13 protein-coding genes and 1 pseudogene are annotated in these 16348 nt (G+C 72.1%); 8 read left to right on the forward strand and 6 right to left on the reverse strand.

Features of this window, described 5'->3' with window-relative positions; all coding sequences use genetic code 11:
- A complete protein-coding gene (gene chvE, locus AB0I88_RS00515) occupies positions 1-1086 on the reverse strand; it encodes a multiple monosaccharide ABC transporter substrate-binding protein (RefSeq protein ID WP_361016678.1) in 1086 nt (361 codons plus the stop codon).
- Between the two features lie 151 nt (positions 1087-1237).
- Here chvE and AB0I88_RS00520 point away from each other — a divergent pair, with 151 nt between their 5' ends.
- Positions 1238-2200, forward strand: coding sequence for a YafY family protein (locus AB0I88_RS00520; RefSeq protein WP_361016680.1), 963 nt, complete (start codon positions 1238-1240; stop codon positions 2198-2200).
- Positions 2201-2244: 44 nt separating this feature from the next.
- Here AB0I88_RS00520 and AB0I88_RS00525 read toward each other — a convergent pair whose 3' ends face one another.
- Positions 2245-3021, reverse strand: coding sequence for an inositol monophosphatase family protein (locus AB0I88_RS00525; RefSeq protein ID WP_361016683.1), 777 nt, complete (start codon positions 3019-3021; stop codon positions 2245-2247).
- 139 nt (positions 3022-3160) lie between these two features.
- On the opposite strand from AB0I88_RS00525, the gene AB0I88_RS00530 reads away from it, so the two are divergent.
- Entirely contained in the window at positions 3161-4816 is a 1656-nt protein-coding gene (locus AB0I88_RS00530; protein WP_361016685.1) for a diguanylate cyclase, read from the forward strand.
- A gap of 33 nt (positions 4817-4849) precedes the next feature.
- Here the strand turns inward: AB0I88_RS00530 and AB0I88_RS00535 are convergent, their stop codons facing one another.
- Positions 4850-5701: a S1 family peptidase gene (locus AB0I88_RS00535; RefSeq protein ID WP_361016688.1), complete on the reverse strand. Its 852-nt coding sequence runs from the start codon at positions 5699-5701 to the stop codon at positions 4850-4852.
- Between the two features lie 161 nt (positions 5702-5862).
- Here AB0I88_RS00535 and AB0I88_RS00540 point away from each other — a divergent pair, with 161 nt between their 5' ends.
- From AB0I88_RS00540 to AB0I88_RS00560, 5 genes are all read left to right on the forward strand, one after another.
- Positions 5863-6522 (forward strand): response regulator transcription factor, encoded by a 660-nt coding sequence (locus tag AB0I88_RS00540; RefSeq protein WP_361016691.1) that lies wholly within the window; start codon positions 5863-5865, stop codon positions 6520-6522.
- Positions 6519-7601 carry an ATP-binding protein gene (locus AB0I88_RS00545; protein ID WP_361016694.1) on the forward strand — a complete coding sequence of 361 codons (1083 nt, stop codon included), beginning with the start codon at positions 6519-6521 and terminating at the stop codon, positions 7599-7601. The genes AB0I88_RS00540 and AB0I88_RS00545 overlap by 4 nt, the downstream gene beginning before the upstream one ends.
- A 189-nt stretch (positions 7602-7790) precedes the next feature.
- Positions 7791-8696, forward strand: a complete 906-nt coding sequence (locus AB0I88_RS00550; RefSeq protein ID WP_361016696.1) for a BTAD domain-containing putative transcriptional regulator — start codon at positions 7791-7793, stop codon at positions 8694-8696.
- 938 nt (positions 8697-9634) lie between these two features.
- Positions 9635-10978 (forward strand): anaerobic C4-dicarboxylate transporter, encoded by a 1344-nt coding sequence (locus AB0I88_RS00555; RefSeq protein WP_361016699.1) that lies wholly within the window; start codon positions 9635-9637, stop codon positions 10976-10978.
- Between the two features lie 10 nt (positions 10979-10988).
- The gene (locus AB0I88_RS00560; protein WP_361016701.1) at positions 10989-11954 is read left to right on the forward strand and encodes a hypothetical protein; all 966 of its coding nucleotides are present in this window, start codon (positions 10989-10991) and stop codon (positions 11952-11954) included.
- A gap of 39 nt (positions 11955-11993) precedes the next feature.
- Here the strand turns inward: AB0I88_RS00560 and AB0I88_RS00565 are convergent, their stop codons facing one another.
- Positions 11994-12728, reverse strand: a complete 735-nt coding sequence (locus AB0I88_RS00565) for a peptidase E (protein WP_361016703.1) — start codon at positions 12726-12728, stop codon at positions 11994-11996.
- Entirely contained in the window at positions 12728-13846 is a 1119-nt protein-coding gene (locus AB0I88_RS00570) for a M20/M25/M40 family metallo-hydrolase (protein ID WP_361016706.1), read from the reverse strand. Before AB0I88_RS00570 ends, AB0I88_RS00565 begins: the two co-directional genes overlap by 1 nt.
- A 106-nt stretch (positions 13847-13952) precedes the next feature.
- Between AB0I88_RS00570 and glsA the strand changes: the two are divergent.
- A pseudogene (glsA, locus tag AB0I88_RS00575) lies at positions 13953-14861 on the forward strand (glutaminase A); the annotation flags it as partial.
- Here the strand turns inward: glsA and AB0I88_RS00580 are convergent.
- Positions 14793-16334 carry a PLP-dependent aminotransferase family protein gene (locus tag AB0I88_RS00580; RefSeq protein WP_361016708.1) on the reverse strand — a complete coding sequence of 514 codons (1542 nt, stop codon included), beginning with the start codon at positions 16332-16334 and terminating at the stop codon, positions 14793-14795. The pseudogene glsA and the gene AB0I88_RS00580 sit on opposite strands and share 69 nt — an antisense overlap.
- Positions 16335-16348: the final 14 nt, after the last annotated feature.

Raw genomic sequence — 16348 nt, forward strand, 5'->3', positions numbered from 1 at the left:
TCATGAGGCGGCGATCTGGTCGGCGGTGTAGTAGCCGCCGTCGACGAGGACACGCTTGTAGTTCGACCGGTCCACGTTCACCGGCTGCAACAGGAACGTCGGCACCGCCTCGACCCCGTTGTGGTACTGCTCGGTGTCGTTGACCAGCGGCTCCTCGCCGGTCAGCACGGCGTTGGTCATCTGTACCGCGACCTTGGCCAGCTCCCGCGTGTCCTTGTAGACGGTTTCGGTCTGCCGGCCGGCGGCGATCAGCTTCACCGACTCCAGCTCGGCGTCCTGGCCGGTCAGCACCGGAAGGGCGCGGCCCCGGGCGCCGTAACCGGCTTCCTCGAGGGCGGTCAGGATGCCGCGGGAGATGCCGTCGTAGGGTGACAGGACCGCGTCGACCCGGGCGTTGCCGTAGTCGGACCGCAGCAGCCGGGCCATCCGTTTCTGCGCCACCGCGCCGTCCCAGCGCATGGTGGCGACCTCGGCGAACTTCGTCTCGCCGCTGCGCACCACCAGCTTGCCCGCGGAGAGGTACGGCTTGAGCACACTCATCGCCCCGTTGAAGAAGAACGTGGCGTTGTTGTCGTCCGGCGATCCGGCGAACAGCTCAAGGTTGAAAGGGCCTCTGGCGGTGCGCAGTTCGAGCCCGTCGACGATCGCACCGGCCTGCTCGACACCCACCTTGAAGTTGTCGAAGGTGGCGTAGTAGGCGACGTCGCCGGTGTCGCGGATCAGCCGGTCGTAGGCGATCACCGGAATGCCGGCCTGGGCCGCCTTGCCGAGCACGCTCTTGAGCGCGGTCCCGTCGATCGCCCCGACCACCAGTGCCTTGACCTTCGCGCCGACCATGTCGTCGATCTGGTCGACCTGCCGTTGCACGTCGTCGTCGGCGTACTGCATGGTGGTGCGGTATCCGAGCAGCTCGAACTGCTTCACCATGTTCTCGCCGTCGCCGATCCACCGCGTTGACGCCTTCGTCGGCATGGCCAGCCCGATCACGCCCCGGTCGGGTGCGGCGGGGGGCTCGAAGTCGTCACCGCAGCCGGCCGTGGCGGCCAGCAGCGTCACGGTCGCCGTCCACGCGAGCCAACGTGCCACCGGAACCCCTCCTCGTCACGATTGATCACTCCAATCTCAGATCGGCTCAGGCCGTCCGGTCTTTAGGCGAATACCGTCCTCCTTCGGTGGCCGGGCACGGAAGAGTCCGGGCCCGGCCGGATGCGGAATGCGCGGTTCCTAAACTCGGGGGATGTTGGAGACCTCGGTCCGGGTGCTGCGGCTGCTGTCGCTGCTGCTGCAACGGCGCGAATGGGCGGGCGCCGAACTCGCGGAACGGCTCGAGGTGACCACCCGCACGGTCCGCAACGATGTGGACCGGCTGCGCCGGCTCGGCTACCAGGTGGACGCCGGCACCGGGCCGGGTGGCGGCTACCGGCTCGGATCCGGCAGCGCCCTGCCGCCGCTCGTGCTCGACGACGACGAGGCCGTCGCGGTGGCCGTCGGCCTGCGGGCGGCCGCCGCCGGCAGTGTCGCCGGCATCGAGGAGGCGTCGCTGCGGGCGCTGACCAAACTGGAACGCACCCTGCCGAGACGCCTGCGGCCGCAGGTGGATGCGCTGCGGAACACCACCGTCTCGGCGGCCGGCGGCGGCCCGGTCGTCGACCGGGACACGCTGACCCGGCTGGCGGCGGCGGCACACGGGCACGAGCGGGTGCGGTTCCGCTACGAGGCGCACTCGGGCGACGCCACCGAACGCGACGTCGAACCGCACACCCTCGTCTACACGGGACGCCGGTGGTATCTGCTCGCCTGGGACACCGGCCGCCGCGACTGGCGCACCTTCCGCGCCGACCGCATCACGATGCTGCCGCCCACGACCCCGGCGCAGCGGTTCGTCCCGCGCGAGCCGCCCGGCGGCGACGCGGCCGCACACGTGCTGCGCGGGGTGGTCGACGCACCGTTCCGCTACCGGGTGCGGGTGCGTTTCGCCGCCGCGGCCTCGGTCATCGCCGAGCGGGCCACCACGACATCGAGCCGGATCACGCCGCTCACGGCCGACAGTTGCGAGATGGAGACGGGCACCGACTCCCTCTTCGACCTCGTCACCTACCTGGGCGGATTCGGCGTCCCCTTCACCGCCGAGGAACCCGGGGAACTTCGCGACCTCTTGCGTACGCTCGCCGAGCGCTACCTGGCGGCGGCGAATCCGTAGCCGAAGGCGACATCTGCCGCCGCCCGTCAACCGTCGCCGAAGGGTCAGGCGGCGGCACGGACCCGCTCGGCGAGGGCTTCCCACAGGGCCGGGGCCGCTCCGATGGTCAGCTCGGTGGAGAAGTCCGGGCCGTGGCCGCCGAGGACCACGCCGGCCTCGCGGGCGATCAGGGCGCCCGCGGCGATGTCCCACAGGTTCGTGTCCAGGGCCACGCCACCGTCCAGCCGGCCGCACGCCTGGTAGACGAGGTTGAGCGCGGCCGGGATCCGGCGGATGTCACCGGTCACCGGCAGCAGCTCCCGGATCAGTCTGCCGGTGCGTTCCTTGGTCTTCGGGTTCGGCTGGAAGCTGACGCCGACGAGCGCCTCGGCCAGCGGCGGGCCGCTGGACGCGGTGATCGGCTGGCCGTCGAGCAGGGCCCCGCCGCCGTCGAGGGCGCTGAACGTCTCGTCCGCGGCGGGGTCGCGCACGACCGCCATCCGCGGCTGATCCCCCTGGTAGAGGGCGATGCAAACCGACCACGGACCGGTCCGGCTGATGTAGTTGCGGGTGCCGTCCAGCGGATCGACGACCCACGTCCAGCCGCTGCCGCCGGAGCGGCCGTGCCCCTCCTCCGCCTGCACCGCGTCGTCGGGCCAGGCCGCCCGGATCGCGTCGACGATGAGGCGTTCGCTGGCGATGTCGACGTCGGAGACGACATCGTTGGCGTGCGCCTTGGGCGCGCCCATCCGCAGCGTGTCGCGCCGCTCCAGCTGCAGGCGCCCGGCCCGGACCGCCAGATCGACGGCGAGGTCGCGGGCGGCGAGAAGATCACGGTTCATCGCGACCACGCTATCGGATCGGCGCCGGGCCGTTGCCGCGAGGAGCCGGACATCGCGCCGATCCGCGTTTTGCTAAGCCTCGCGACTCCGCCTCCGATAGAGCCGGCGGCCAGGTAAACGGATGAGAAGGTGGGCCTGCATGGGGACATCCGCCACCATCGCCATCCTCACCACACTGAACGGGGTGGCGGCTGCCGGATCTGCGGTTCTCGCCGCCGTGGCGTGGCGCCGGCGTCGTACCGGGGTGATGGCGGTCGGCCTGGTGGCGGCGATGACCGCCGTCGCGGTGTGGACGGCCTCGGATTGCCTGATCGCGTTGAGCGTGGTCGGATGGCTGCCGGCCGGCGTGGGACGAGCCGCCGCGATGGTGATCTTCCCGGCCAGCTCGACGATGGTCGCCGGCTTCTGGTGGCTCAGCCGGGCGCTGCTGAACCCCGCGTGGCGGATCACCCGCCGCAAGGTGGCGATCTTCATGGCCGAGCCGCTGTTCATCACGGTGGCCGCGGCGACCGACTTCCGCCATCACGCTCTCTTCCGCTTCCTGTCGGCCGGCCCGGACGACCTCTGGATCCGGTTGGAGCCGCAGTGGCTGTTCTGGTGTCACTGCGCGTTCCTCTACGCGATGCTCGCCGCGAACCTCGTGATCCTCCTCGCCGGCGTCCGGCACGCCGGCCATATGCGACGGCGCCAGGCCCGGTGGATCCTCTGCGGCGCGCTGGTGCCCGTCGCGGTCAGCGCGGTGACGCTCCAGTACGCGGGTGACCTTCCCGACATGACGGCGCTGGCCTTCGTGATCACCAGCCTGGTCTTCTTCCGCGCGGTCTTCGGCGAGGGCCTGCTGCGGGTCATCCCGGTGGCGCGAAGTCTGGTGTTCGACCGGCTCCGGGACGCCGTCATCGTCACCGACGGGGACGGCCGGCTGGCCGACCTGAACCTGGCAGGCGACCGGCTGATCGCCGAGGCCGCACCGGACCTGTCCCGCAGGCCGGGCGCCGTGGTCGGTCCGACGTTGCGGGCGCTCGGCCTTCCCCAGCCGGTGATCGACGGCGAGTACCGTGTGCGTCTCCCCGACGGGCTCCGCGTCTTCGAGGTGCGTGTCGAACGGCTCGCCGATCATCGGGGCCGTGCCACCGCCAGTGTCGCCCTGGTCCGCGACGTCACCGAGGTGGCCCGCCAGCGGGATGCGCTGACCCGCACCAACCAGCGGTTGCGGGAGCAGGTGGAGACCAACGAGCTGCTGCGCGCCAAGCTCTCCGAGCAGGCGTCCCGCGACGAGCTGACGGGGCTGCACAACCGGCGGCACCTCATGACCCAACTTCAAGATCAGATCGAGTACGCCGTACGAGATGAATCTGATCTGTGTGCCGTGCTGCTCGACGTGGATCACTTCAAGTCGGTCAACGACCGGCACGGCCACGCGGTCGGGGATGACCTGCTCCGGGGCATCGCGGCGGCTCTGGCCGAGGTGGTGGCGGAGCCGGGGGTGGTGGCGCGTTACGGCGGCGAGGAGTTCGTGTTGTTGCTGCCGGGCGAGGATCTGGCGGGCGCCCGGGCCCGGGCGGAGCAGGTTCGGCGGCGCTGTGCCGCGGTGACCGTGCCGAGCCCGGCCGGCCCGATCGCGCGAACCGTCAGCATGGGTGTCGCGAGCCTCGCCACACTGCGGCGGACGTCGGCGGTCGACCCGGCGTGCCTTCTGAAAGCGGCGGACACGGCGCTGTACCGAGCCAAGGCCGCCGGCCGCGACCAGGTCGTCTGTGCCGAACCGGAGAACGCCGGGGACCTCGCCCGGGGATAGCCGGGGATCGATCATTCCTGGACGGGCCCGGTCTCACCGGTGTGCCCGCCGGCGGAGGACGGCGGTGAGGACGGTGGCCGCCACCAGCAGACCGGCGGCGCCGAAGCCGGCCGCGGCCGCCGGGAACCGCCCGGTCGTGGTGGCGGCGATCCAGTCGGCGAGGCCGTCGGTACGCGCGCCGAGGTCCGGTCCGGGGTGCGGACAGCCGGGACCGCCGCTGACCACGGCCACCAGTTCGGCCGTCCCGTCGGGCAGTTCCCGGAAGTAGGGCCCGCCGGAATCGTGCGGGCACGGGCTGGTGTCCGGGCGCGGGGCGGCGCCGGACGCCTCGATCAGGGTGTCGCCGACGGCGTCGACGGTGAACCGGCCGGTCTGCATCCGGTCGGTGGGCCCGATCGTGCCGTCCCGGACGGCCAGCCCGAACCCGGTCAGCCGCAGCACCTCGCCGACGTGCGGGGCGCCGGTGGAGAGCCGGATCGGCGTGACCCCGGTGACCGGTCGCGCCAGCTCGGCGAGGGCCACGTCGGTGTCGTCGGCCTGGCGCACGGTGACGACCTCGACCTCGTACCCGTCATGGCCGCGAAGGTCGGCGCGGCCGATGACGGCGACGGTCCGCCGGGCGACGGCGCGGTCGACCCGGCGGCCGTCGCCGTCGCGGAAACAGTGCCCGGCGGTGATCACCCAGCGCTCGGCGACGAGCGCGCCGGAGCAGGAGCTGTCCCGGGTGCCGCCGGCGCCGTCGGGCAGCCCGGTCATGGTGAGCAGGACCGAGAAGGGGTAGGCGCCGTCGGCGGCGTTCTCACCGTAGGCGATGGCCTGGGCGGGCCGGGCGTTCCCGGCGACGGCGACGACGGCCAGCAGGAGCACCAGGAGACGATTCTTCACATTTCTCGGCAAGGCGACCGTCCGGGCATCGTCGGGGCAAGGGCCGACCATGTTTCACGCGGCCCCGTCCGGCGACCGTCATCAGCGCTCTTATGAACCGCTTATCCGCGCTGTGAAAACCTGTCGGAGGGCGGTGAACCGCGAAACCGGGGGGATGGCGCATGCGGGTGCTGGTGGCGGACGACGAACGGCTGCTGGCCGACACGGTCGCGCAGGGGTTGCGGCGGCTGTCGATGGCCGTCGACGTGGTCTACGACGGTGACGCCGCTCTGGAACGCCTCGGCGTCAACCGGTACGACGTCGCCGTCCTCGACCGGGACATGCCCGGCCGTACCGGTGACGAGGTCTGCCGTTGGGTCGTCGACGCCGACACCACCACCAAGGTGCTGCTGCTGACCGCCGCCGCCGGGATCCGGGACCGCGTCGAAGGGCTGGGCCTCGGCGCCGACGACTACCTGACGAAACCGTTCGCCTTCGCCGAGCTGGCCGCCCGGGTGCAGGCGCTGGCCCGCCGCTCGGCCCCGGCACTGCCGCCGGTGCTGGAGCAGGAGGGGATCGTGCTCGACAGCACCCGGCACACGGTGTCCCGTGACGGGCGGCTGCTGTCGCTGTCGTCGAAGGAGTTCGCCGTGCTGCACGTGATGATGCGTGCCGAAGGCCGGGTGGTCAGCGCCGAGGACCTGCTGGAACAGGCCTGGGACGAGCACGCCGACCCGTTCACCAACACCGTACGGATGACGGTCATGACGTTGCGCCGCAAGCTCGGCGACCCGCCGGTGCTGCACACCGTCCGCCGCGCCGGATACCGGCTCGGCGGATGAGCCGCCGCTCCCCCGCCCGCCGGATCCTGCTGCTCTGTGCGATCGTGCTGGTCGCGGGCGGGCTCAGCGGCACGGTCACGAACGTGCTGCTGGCCGTGTGGGAGGAGTTCGGCCCGTCCTGGTGCGAGTTGCCCGTCGGCCGCGCACCGAGCGCCGACAGCTCGTGGGCGTGCACGCAGTTGTGGCGGCGGCCCACCATCCCCACGGTCGCCACCACGCTGCTGGTGCTGGCCGCGATGCTGGCCGCCTGCGTTCCGGCGGTGCGGTGGTGCCTGCGCCCGCTGCGCGATCTGGTCGAGACGATCGCCGACGTGGGCCCGCAGAACCTCGGCCACCGGCTGCGCCCCGGCCCCGGCGGCGACGAGCTGGCGGTGCTCGGCCGCACCATCGACGACATGATGGACCGGATCGCCGTCGGCTACGAGGCCCAGCGCCGGTTCGCCGCCGACGCCTCCCACGAGTTGCGTACCCCGCTCGCGGTCCAGCGCACCCTGATCGAGGTCGGCATGGCCGAACAGCTCACCGCCGACCAGCTCGGCCTGCTCACCACCCAGCTGCTGGCCACCAACGAGCGCAACGAACGCCTCATCGAGGGCCTGCTGGTGCTGAGCGAGAGCGACCGCGGCCTGGTGGCGCGGGCCCCGCTGCGGCTCGACCGGATCGTCGCCGACGTCCTCGCCGCGCACCGCGCCCGGGCCGCCGACGCCGGTGTCACCATCACCAGCGATCTCCGGCCGCGCCTGGTCCTCGGCGAGCGGATCCTGCTGGAGCGCCTCGTCACGAACCTCGTGCAGAACGCGCTGAAATACAACCGGCCGGACGGCACGATCGACGTCCGGGTCGGCGGCGAGCCCGCGCTCGTCGTCACCAACACCGGCGACGACGTGCCGCCCGAGGACGTGTCCGCCCTGTTCGAGCCGTTCCGGCGGCGCACGGCGGCGCGCATCGACCACAGCGGCGGGGCGGGCCTCGGGCTGTCGATCGCCCGGTCGATCACCCAGGCCCACGGCGGGCTGATCACCGCGTCGTCGACGGGCCGCGACGGGCTCACCGTCCAGGTGTCGTTCCCGGCGGGGTGACGTGGCTGGGCGAGCGGCCCCACCGGCCGGCCCCGCGGGGACCGTGAGACGGCAGCGGTCAGCCTTTGATCGCGCCCGGAAGCGCTCGTGCGGCGGACTTGCGGGCGGGTTCGGGCAGCGGCGCCGATATGCTGCTGGCACCTGCCGTGACGCTGCGGCCGGGCGGAAGGTTCGCTGGGGGAAACAGGGATGAACACCGGCTCGTTGCGGTTCGAGCTGCTCGGGCCGGTTCGCGCCTACCGGGGCGGCGAGCCGGTCGATCTCGGGCCGCCCGTCCAGCGAGCCGTTCTCGCCGTCCTGCTGCTGCACGCCGACCGGCCGGTCGGCGTCCGGGAGATCGTCACCGCGCTGTGGAACGGCGACCCGCCGGAGAACGCCGTCGACGTGGTGCAACGGTGCGTCGGCGGGCTACGCCGGGCCCTCGATCCGGGGCGGACGTCGCTGCTCACGCTGACCGAAGCCGGCTATGTGCTGCGCGTCGGCGACACCCTCGACACCGGCATGTTCCGGGCCGCCCTCGCGCAGGCGCGCGACGAGCATCGCACCGGTGACATCGGCACGGCCACCGAAGAGATCCGCCACCAGCTCGAACGCTGGGCGGGTGAGCCGCTCGCCGGGCTGACCGGGCCGGTCTTCGACGCCGCCCGGGCCCGCCTCAACGAGGACCGCGCCACCGCCTCCGAACTGCTGGCCGCCCCGGCCGGAGCCGCGTCACAGGCGCCACCAGCGCGGCCCGAACCGCTCGCACCCAGCAGGATCGAGCCGGCCCGGCAGGCGCCACCGCCTCCACCGGCTCGCGCCGAACCACCAGCGCGGTCGCGGCCGCCGGCGCCCGCCCGCGCCGAAGCGCCCCCGGCTCGGCCGCTACCGCTCGCGGCCACCAGGATCGAACCGGCGTGGCCGCGCCCCCCGGCACCGGCCCCGCAGGAGCCCCCGGCCGCACCCACCCGGATCGAACCGGCCCCACAGAAACCACCAACCGCACCCACCCGCGTCGAACCGGCCCCGCGGAAGCCTCGGGTGGAGGATCCCGCTTACCCCGAGGCGATCGACCCGTGGGAGGGGCACGACTTGCTTCCGCCTCACTCCAGGTGAGCCGGGCTGTCCGTTGACCGGTGAAGACCCGTCCGTTGCGGTGTTTGCGCATGTAGACGGCGTTGCGTGAACGGTGCGCTCGTCGCTGAGCAAGACCGGCGAAACGACCCGGCCGGCCGGTGAGGGCGACCGCTGCTGACGCTGCCCCGTGAACTCCAGCGTGCGGCACCGGCCAGCCGTCGCACGGAATCACCATCACGTTCGCCGGCTGGCAGCGCACGCGGAGACGGATCCCCGTCCGGGGAGACGGGACACGGATCTCGGCTATCTGTGTTCCGCAGACGTGACACCCGCAACGGGTGTTCTCACACCCACGACGGGTGTCGTGTTCTCCGAGCACACATCGCCCAGCACGCCGGCCCTCCGCCCACCGGACGCCCGGACGCCCGGACGCCAGTACGACGGGGCGACAGGACGACAGGACGACAGGGCGACGGCGCGACAGGACGACAGGGCGACAGGGCGACGGCGCGACAGGACGACAGGGCGACAGGGCGACGGCGCGACTGGGCGACTGGGCGTGCCGTCGGGGCGCTGTGGGCGCCCGCCCGGCAGGCAGACGGGGCCGAGCGATTCGGCACGCAGGGGCCTGCGCGGTCGCTCACGAGTGTCACAGCGGTGCTCGGGGCACACCATCGGTGCGCTGTGCGCGCCCGCCCGGCGAGCGGGCGAGCGGGCGAGCGGGCGGGCGAGCGGGCGAGCGGGCGGGCGAGCGAGCGGGCGAGCGGGCGAGCGAGCGAGCGGGCGATTCGGCCAGCAGGGTCAGGGGCTGCCTCACGCCCGTTTGAGGCAGCGCTGAAGCCAGCCGGAGTGGATCCGCGCCGGTGACGGGGTCATCCTCCGGGGATGAGCCGAAGGATGTGCTGACCAGCCGATCCTTTATCGACGGTTGCGGGCGGAGAGTCCGTTCGGGCGCGTCGGTGAAGCCGGGAGGTCACGTGGAAACGGGGCTGATAATCCTGCAGGGCGTCGTCGTGATCGGCGCGATCCTGCTCGGCGTACGTATGGGTGGTATCGGTCTCGGCCTGTGGGGCCTGGTGGGTCTCGCGGTGCTGGTGTTCGGGTTCGGGCTGGCGCCCGGCGAGCCGCCCACGTCGTCGATGTTGATCATTCTGTCCGTCATCACGGCGGCGTCGACCATGCAGGCGGTCGGTGGTATCGACTACCTGGTCGAGGTGGCCAAGAAGATCCTCAAACGCAAGCCCGCGCTGATCGCGCTCATCGCGCCGGTCGTCGCGTTCATCTTCACCCTGGGTGCGGGCACCGGCTTCATCTACTACCCGCTCATCCCGGTCATCTTCGCGGTGGCCTACTTCAACGGGGTACGCCCGGAGCGGCCGCTCGCGGTGGCCGGTACCGCCTCGCAGTTCGCGATCACGGCCAGTCCCGTCAGCGCGTCGATGGCGACGCTCGTGGGCCTGCTCGACCCGGTCGACTTCGGGATCGGTGACATCCTGGTCGTCGTCCTGCCGGCGAGCGTGGTGGGCCTGTTGGCGGCGTCGTTCGTACAGATGAGGGTCGGTAAGGAACTCGCCGACGATCCCGTGTATCAGAAGCGGGTGGCGGCCGGCGAGATCAAGCCCGTCGACACGAGCGTGCTGGAGGCGCGGCAGCTGCCGAAGGAGGCCAAGCGGAGCACGTTCATCTTCCTGGCCGGTATCGCCGTCATCGTGCTGCTCGGCATGGTCGAGTCGCTGCGGCCGGCGTTCCCGGACGACGAGGGCAACCTGGTGCCGATCAGCACCTCGATCGTGATCCAGATCGTGATGGGTGTGACGGCCACGCTGATCGTGCTGTTCTGCAAGGTCAAGATCAAGGACGTGGTCACGCAGAGCACCATGACCTCCGGCCTGATCGGTCTGATCGCGCTGTTCGGCATCGCCTGGCTGGCGGACACCTGGATCGCGGCGAACGAGACCGCGATCGTCAGCGCCATGGGCGGTCTGGTGGAGGCGGCGAGATGGACGATCGCGATCGCCATCTTCATCGTCGCCGCGTTGACGACGAGCCAGGCGGCGGCGCTGGCCGCGATCGTGCCGATCGGCTTGGCGCTGGACATCCCGCCGCAGTTCCTGGCAGCGTTCTCGGTGGCCGCGATCGGCATCTACTTCTTCCCGGCGAACGGCTCCCAGGTCACCAGCATCGCGGCCGACGAGACGGGCACCACCGGGATCAGCCGGTTCGCGATCTGGCACTCCTTCTCGTTGCCGATGTTCATCATGTGGCTCGTCTCGACCGTGGTGGCGCTGCTGACTGCGGCGCTGGTCTACGGCACCAGCTAGGAGGTTGGCGATGACGACACCGTCCAGGTGGCTGCGATTCGTCCCGGCCACCCTGGCCGTGCTCGCCCTGCTGCTCGCGCCGATCCCGGCGCGGGCGCAGGACGGGTCCGGCTACGACGGGTTCATCCGGGACGGCAGCTGCGCCGAACCCGGCCAGGACCTGCACATCGACCTGGCCGGCGGTGGCAGCCACGACGTGGTGCCGTACCGGGCCGAGAACGACGCGGTCCTCGGCTTCTACGGGGCGCCGCAGGTGCCCGGTTTCGGCCTCGGCGCGATCTACACCGGTCAGCGGTTCTCGCTGGTCCTCACCGAGGGCGGCCAGGACGTGGCGTGCGGCGACCTGCTCCAGCCGGAGGAGGACCGGTTCGGCCGGTCCGGGCTGGCCGTGGTGCAGCTGCTGCCGGTGGGCGGCGCCACCGTCCAGGGCGTCGCCGTGATCGAACGGACCCACCTGCAACGTGAGCTCGACATCACGCCGACCCGGGCGCGCATCCTGGTGACGGCGGGCACCGTCACCCCGCCCGCGCGGCCGGAGAACGGTTACAACGCCCACGTCAAGGGCGGCACCTGTCAGGCGCCGGCCGGTGACATCCGGCTCGACATGCAGGGTGAGGGCACGTTCGACGTCACCCCGTACCGGGCCACCGGCGGGCCGGGGCGCACGGCGACCCTCGCGTACGTCGGGAGTCCGCCGGTGCCCGGGTTCGCGCTGGCCACCGCCTACTCCGGGCAGCAGGACTTCTCGCTGACGATCAGCGACCCAGCCGGGAACACCACCGCCTGCGGGGACGTCCTGCGGCCCGGCTCGGACGCGTTCGTCGAGGCGGGCCGGGCGCTGGTGCTGCTCAACCCGACCGGGGAGGCCGGCACGCCCGGCTACGCGATGATCCAGCGGGTGGGCATGCAACGCGAGCTGGACGTCACCCCGACCCGGGTGTCGATCGTGCTGTTCGCGGCGCCGGCGAGCATGTGAGAACACGAGGAGAGGCCGACGGCCTCTCCTCGTGTCTTCCTACGTCGACACGCTCCGGCTGGCGACCCGCTCGGCGAGCCGGCGGCACGGGATGTCCTCCTCGACGATCTCGCCGTCGCGGGCATACACCTTGAGGGCCCGGCCGCCCGGCTCGGAGGTGACCGCCTCGACCAGCTCGCCGCCCGCGGTGAACCGGATGGCGACCCGGTTCCACGAGGCGTACCCCGTCTCCAGCGATCCGTCGAGCAGGGCCGCGTGGAACAGAGGGCGGCGCTGGTCCTCGGCGTCGTAGTGCGGGCAGTAACTGCCCTTGATCATGCCGAGGCCTTCGTCCAGCAACTGCAGCGTCGGCCCGTACGAGTCGGTGGTCCCGCCCTCGAACCAGCACAGTCCGCCCGCGCTGCCGCCGGTGAGCACCGCCCCGCCGGCCAGCGCCTGATGCAACAGGGTGTCCACGCCCTGCCGCCGCCACACGTCCAGCATGTTGGCGGTGTTGCCGCCGCCGACGTGGATGACGTCGGCGCCGAGCACGATGTCGGTCAGGTCGTCGAAGTCGCGGTGGAACAGCCGCAGATGCCGGGGCCGGCATCGGCCGGAGTGGAACGCCTCGTAGAACGACACGATGTAGCTCGCGTCGTCGCCGGTGGCGGTCGGCAGGAACAGCACCACCGGGTCGTCCTTGCCGGTGAGTTCGAGGACGTAGTCGTGCAGCGGATCGTCGCGACGGTCCATCACCGCGCGCCCGGCGCCCATGGGAACGATGTGACCTGGCATTACTGCTCCCTCGCTGTTGCTGTTCCGGTGGCGATGGTCAGCAGAATCCCACACGCCGCCACCATGTCGTCGATCGCGATGTGCTCGCTGGTCGCGTGCTCGTCGACCATGCCGGTGGCCAGGCCGACGCACGGGATGCCGCGGGCGTTGAGGAAGTTGCCGTCGGTGCCGCCACCGGATTTGCGGGCGATCACCTCGAGGCCGTTCGCCTCGATGGCCCGGGCGGCGTCCCGGTACGGTTTCGCGACCGGGTCGATGTGGTACGTGTGGTAGATCTCCTCGGCCACGAACTCGTAGGTCGCCCCGTGCCGCCGCGCCGCCGCGTCCACGGCGTCCCGCATCGCCGCCACCTGCGCGTCCAGTTTCGCCTGGTCGTGGCTGCGGGCCTGCCCGGTCAGCACGGCCGTGGCGGGCACCACGTTGCGGGCCTCGCCGCTGGTCAGGATGCCGATGCCGGCGACCGTCTCCTCATCGATGCGGCCCAGCGGCATCGCGGCGATCGCCTCGGCGGCGACCCGCAGCGCGTCGACGCCCTTCTCCGGCTCGACACCGGCGTGGGCCTTGCGCCCGTGGACGGTGATGTTCACGTCCAGCGCGGTGGGCGCCCAGTAGGTGATGGAACCGACCGCTCCGGCGGTGTCGAACACGTATCCGTGGGTGGACCGCAGCCGGGACACGTCGAGCTGCCGGGAACCGACCAGGCCGGCCTCCTCGGAGACCGACACCACGAACTCGATCGCCGGATGCGGCAGTTCCGGATGCTCGCCGAGCAGTGTCAGCAACTCCAGGCAGGAGGCGATGCCGGCCTTGTCGTCGGCGCCGAGAATGGTGGAGCCGTCGGTTCTGATCACCCCGTCGTCGCCGACGATCGGTTTGATGCCGACGTCCGTTCCGACGGTGTCCATGTGTGTGGAGATCAGGAAGCACTCGCCGGGTGGCCCTTCCAGCGTGGCGATCAGGTTGCCCGCCTCGTCCCGGCGGACCGTCGTGCCGAGCGCCGTGAACCGGCGCTCCAGTTCCTCTCCGATGACCTGCTCCTGCCCGGTCGGGCTGTCGATCGCGACCAGGTCGAGAAACGTCCGCATGAGACGTTCCCGGTCCACCTTCACTGCGGCCATCCTCATCCCTCCCTCGGCGTACGGTCATGGTCGCGACCGGCGTGCGCCCACCGCCTCACCCGTCCGGGATGAAGGGCGAGGCGGCGCGCGCGGTTACCGTGCGCGAATGGCAGCGGATGAGTATGTCTCGACCGGCGAACTACCCTCGCCCGATCAGGTGCGGCGCTCCCTCGACGAGGCGTACCAGCGGTTCCGGACGGTGACGTCGGGCGCGCCGTCCAGCGTCTATCCGGCGCTGTCGCGGGTGGATCCCGGCCTGTTCGGCATCTGTGCGGCCGGGACGCGCGGCGGCCTGTACACCGTCGGTGACGCCGACCACGGGTTCACGATCATGAGTGTGGCGAAGCCGTTCGTGTTCGCCCTGGTCAGCGAGGTTGTCGGGGCGGAGACGATCCGGCAGCGGCTGGGAGTCAACGCCACCGGGCTGCCGTTCAACTCGCTCACCGCCGTCGAACGCGGGCCGGGCGGCCGGACCAACCCGATGGTGAACCCGGGCGCGATCGCCACGGCGAGCCTGGTCGCCGGCGACACCGCGGCCGGCAAGTGGGCGTTCCTGCGCGACGGGCTGTCCCGGTTCGCGGGCCGCGAGCTGCCGCTCGACGAGGAGGTGTACGCCTCCGCGTCGGCGACCAACCACCGCAACCGGGCGCTCGCCGACCTGCTGGAGACGTACCGGCTGCTCGGTTGTGATCCGGTCGAGGCGGTCGACCTCTACACCCGGCAGAGCTGCCTGCGGATCACCACGACCGATCTGGCGCTGATGGGCGCGACCCTGGCCAACGGTGGCGTGAACCCGCGCACCGGCGAACGCGTGGTCGACGCCTCGGTGTGTCACTTCACGCTGGCCGTGATGGCCACGGCCGGCCTGTACGAGACGTCCGGCGACTGGCTCTACGACGTGGGCGTGCCCGGCAAGAGCGGCATCGGCGGCGGCATCATCGTCGTCTCACCCGGCAAGGGTTCGCTGGCCACCTTCGCGCCACCGCTCGACTCCTTCGGCAACAGTGTCCGGGGCCAGTTGGCCGCCCGTTTCCTGTCCCACCGTCTGGGCCTGACCCTGTTCGCCTCCGAACCCGCCGCCTGACCCCGTCCACCCGGTCAGGTGGCCGGGTCCTGTTCCTCGGTCCAGGGCGTCGCACAGGGCCTCGACGGCGGCGGCGAAGCCGTGTTCCGGTGGGGTGCCGTAGCCGACGACCAGGCCGTCCCGCGGGGGCATCGTGCTGGCCGGATGCCGGTAGGCGGAGAGGCCGTCGACCGCCACGCCAAGGCTGCGGGCTGCGGCCAGGACGCGGAGTTCGCTGCCCTCGGGCAGGGCCAGGACGGCGTGCAGGCCCGCGGCGATGCCTGTCACGCGTACCCCCGGGTGGCGGTTTCGAAGGGCGGTGACCAGCAGATCTCGCCGGCGCCGGTAAGCGTGGCGCATGCGGCGCAGATGCCGGTCGTAGCTGCCGGAGGCGAGGAGGTCGGCCAGCGTGAGCTGGTCGCCGACGCCGGTCCAGAGCTCGCGACCGCCTTTGACCGCGAGCAGGTCGTCGACGAGGTGGCCGGGCAGCACCATCCAGCCGAGGCGCAGCGCCGGGGAGAGGCTCTTGCTCGCCGAACCGAGGTAGACCACCCGGTCCGGGTCGAGGCCCTGCACCGCGCCGATCGGCTGGCGGTCGTAGCGGAACTCGCCGTCGTAGTCGTCCTCCAGGATCAGGCCGCCGGTGGCGCGCGCCCAGTCGACGACGGCGGTGCGGCGGGACGCGTGCAGCGCGCCACCGGTCGGGTACTGGTGGGCGGGCGTGAGCAGCACCGCCCCGGCGCCACCGCCGGGCAGGGCTGCGATGTCGGCGCCGCGGTCGTCGACGGCCAGCGGCACCGTCCGGATTCCGGCGTCCTGCAGGATCCGGCCGTGGAACCGCAGTCCGTACGCCTCGACCGCGACCGTCTCCGGCAGCAGCGCGGTGAGCAGCCGCAGCCCGCCCGCGAATCCGGCGCAGACCACGATCCGGTCGGCGTCGGCGCGCACGCCCCGGGCCCGGCTCAGGTACTCGGCGAGCGCCCGGCGCAGTTCCGGGCGGCCGCGCGGGTCGGCCGGGCCGAACGCCTCGCTGGGTGCCGCGGTCAGTGCCCGCCGCGCCGACGCCGCCCATGCCGCCCGGGGGAAGGCGGCGGCGTCCGGTGAGCTGGGGGCCAGGTCGTGGACCGGGCGCCGGGTGTGGGCGGCCGGATGGTGTGGCCGGGTGCCGGCGGGTGGGGCGGCACGCGCCGCGACCCGGGTGCCGGAGCCTTGCCGGGCGGTCAGCCAGCCTTCCTCGACCAGTTCCGCATAGGCTTCGGCGACCGTGTTGCGGGCGATGCCGAGGTCGGCGGAGAGCGCCCGGTAGGACGGCAACCGGGTGTCCGGTTGAAGCCGGCCGGACCGGATCGCGTCGCGGAGCGCCCGCATCAGCTGTGTCCGGCGGCTGCCCGGCCCGTCCAGCGAAGTGACCCACGAATCAGGCATGGAAATGAACCATA

The organism is Actinoplanes sp. NPDC049802 (genome assembly GCF_040656595.1).
Classification (GTDB): Bacteria; Actinomycetota; Actinomycetes; order Mycobacteriales; family Micromonosporaceae; genus Actinoplanes.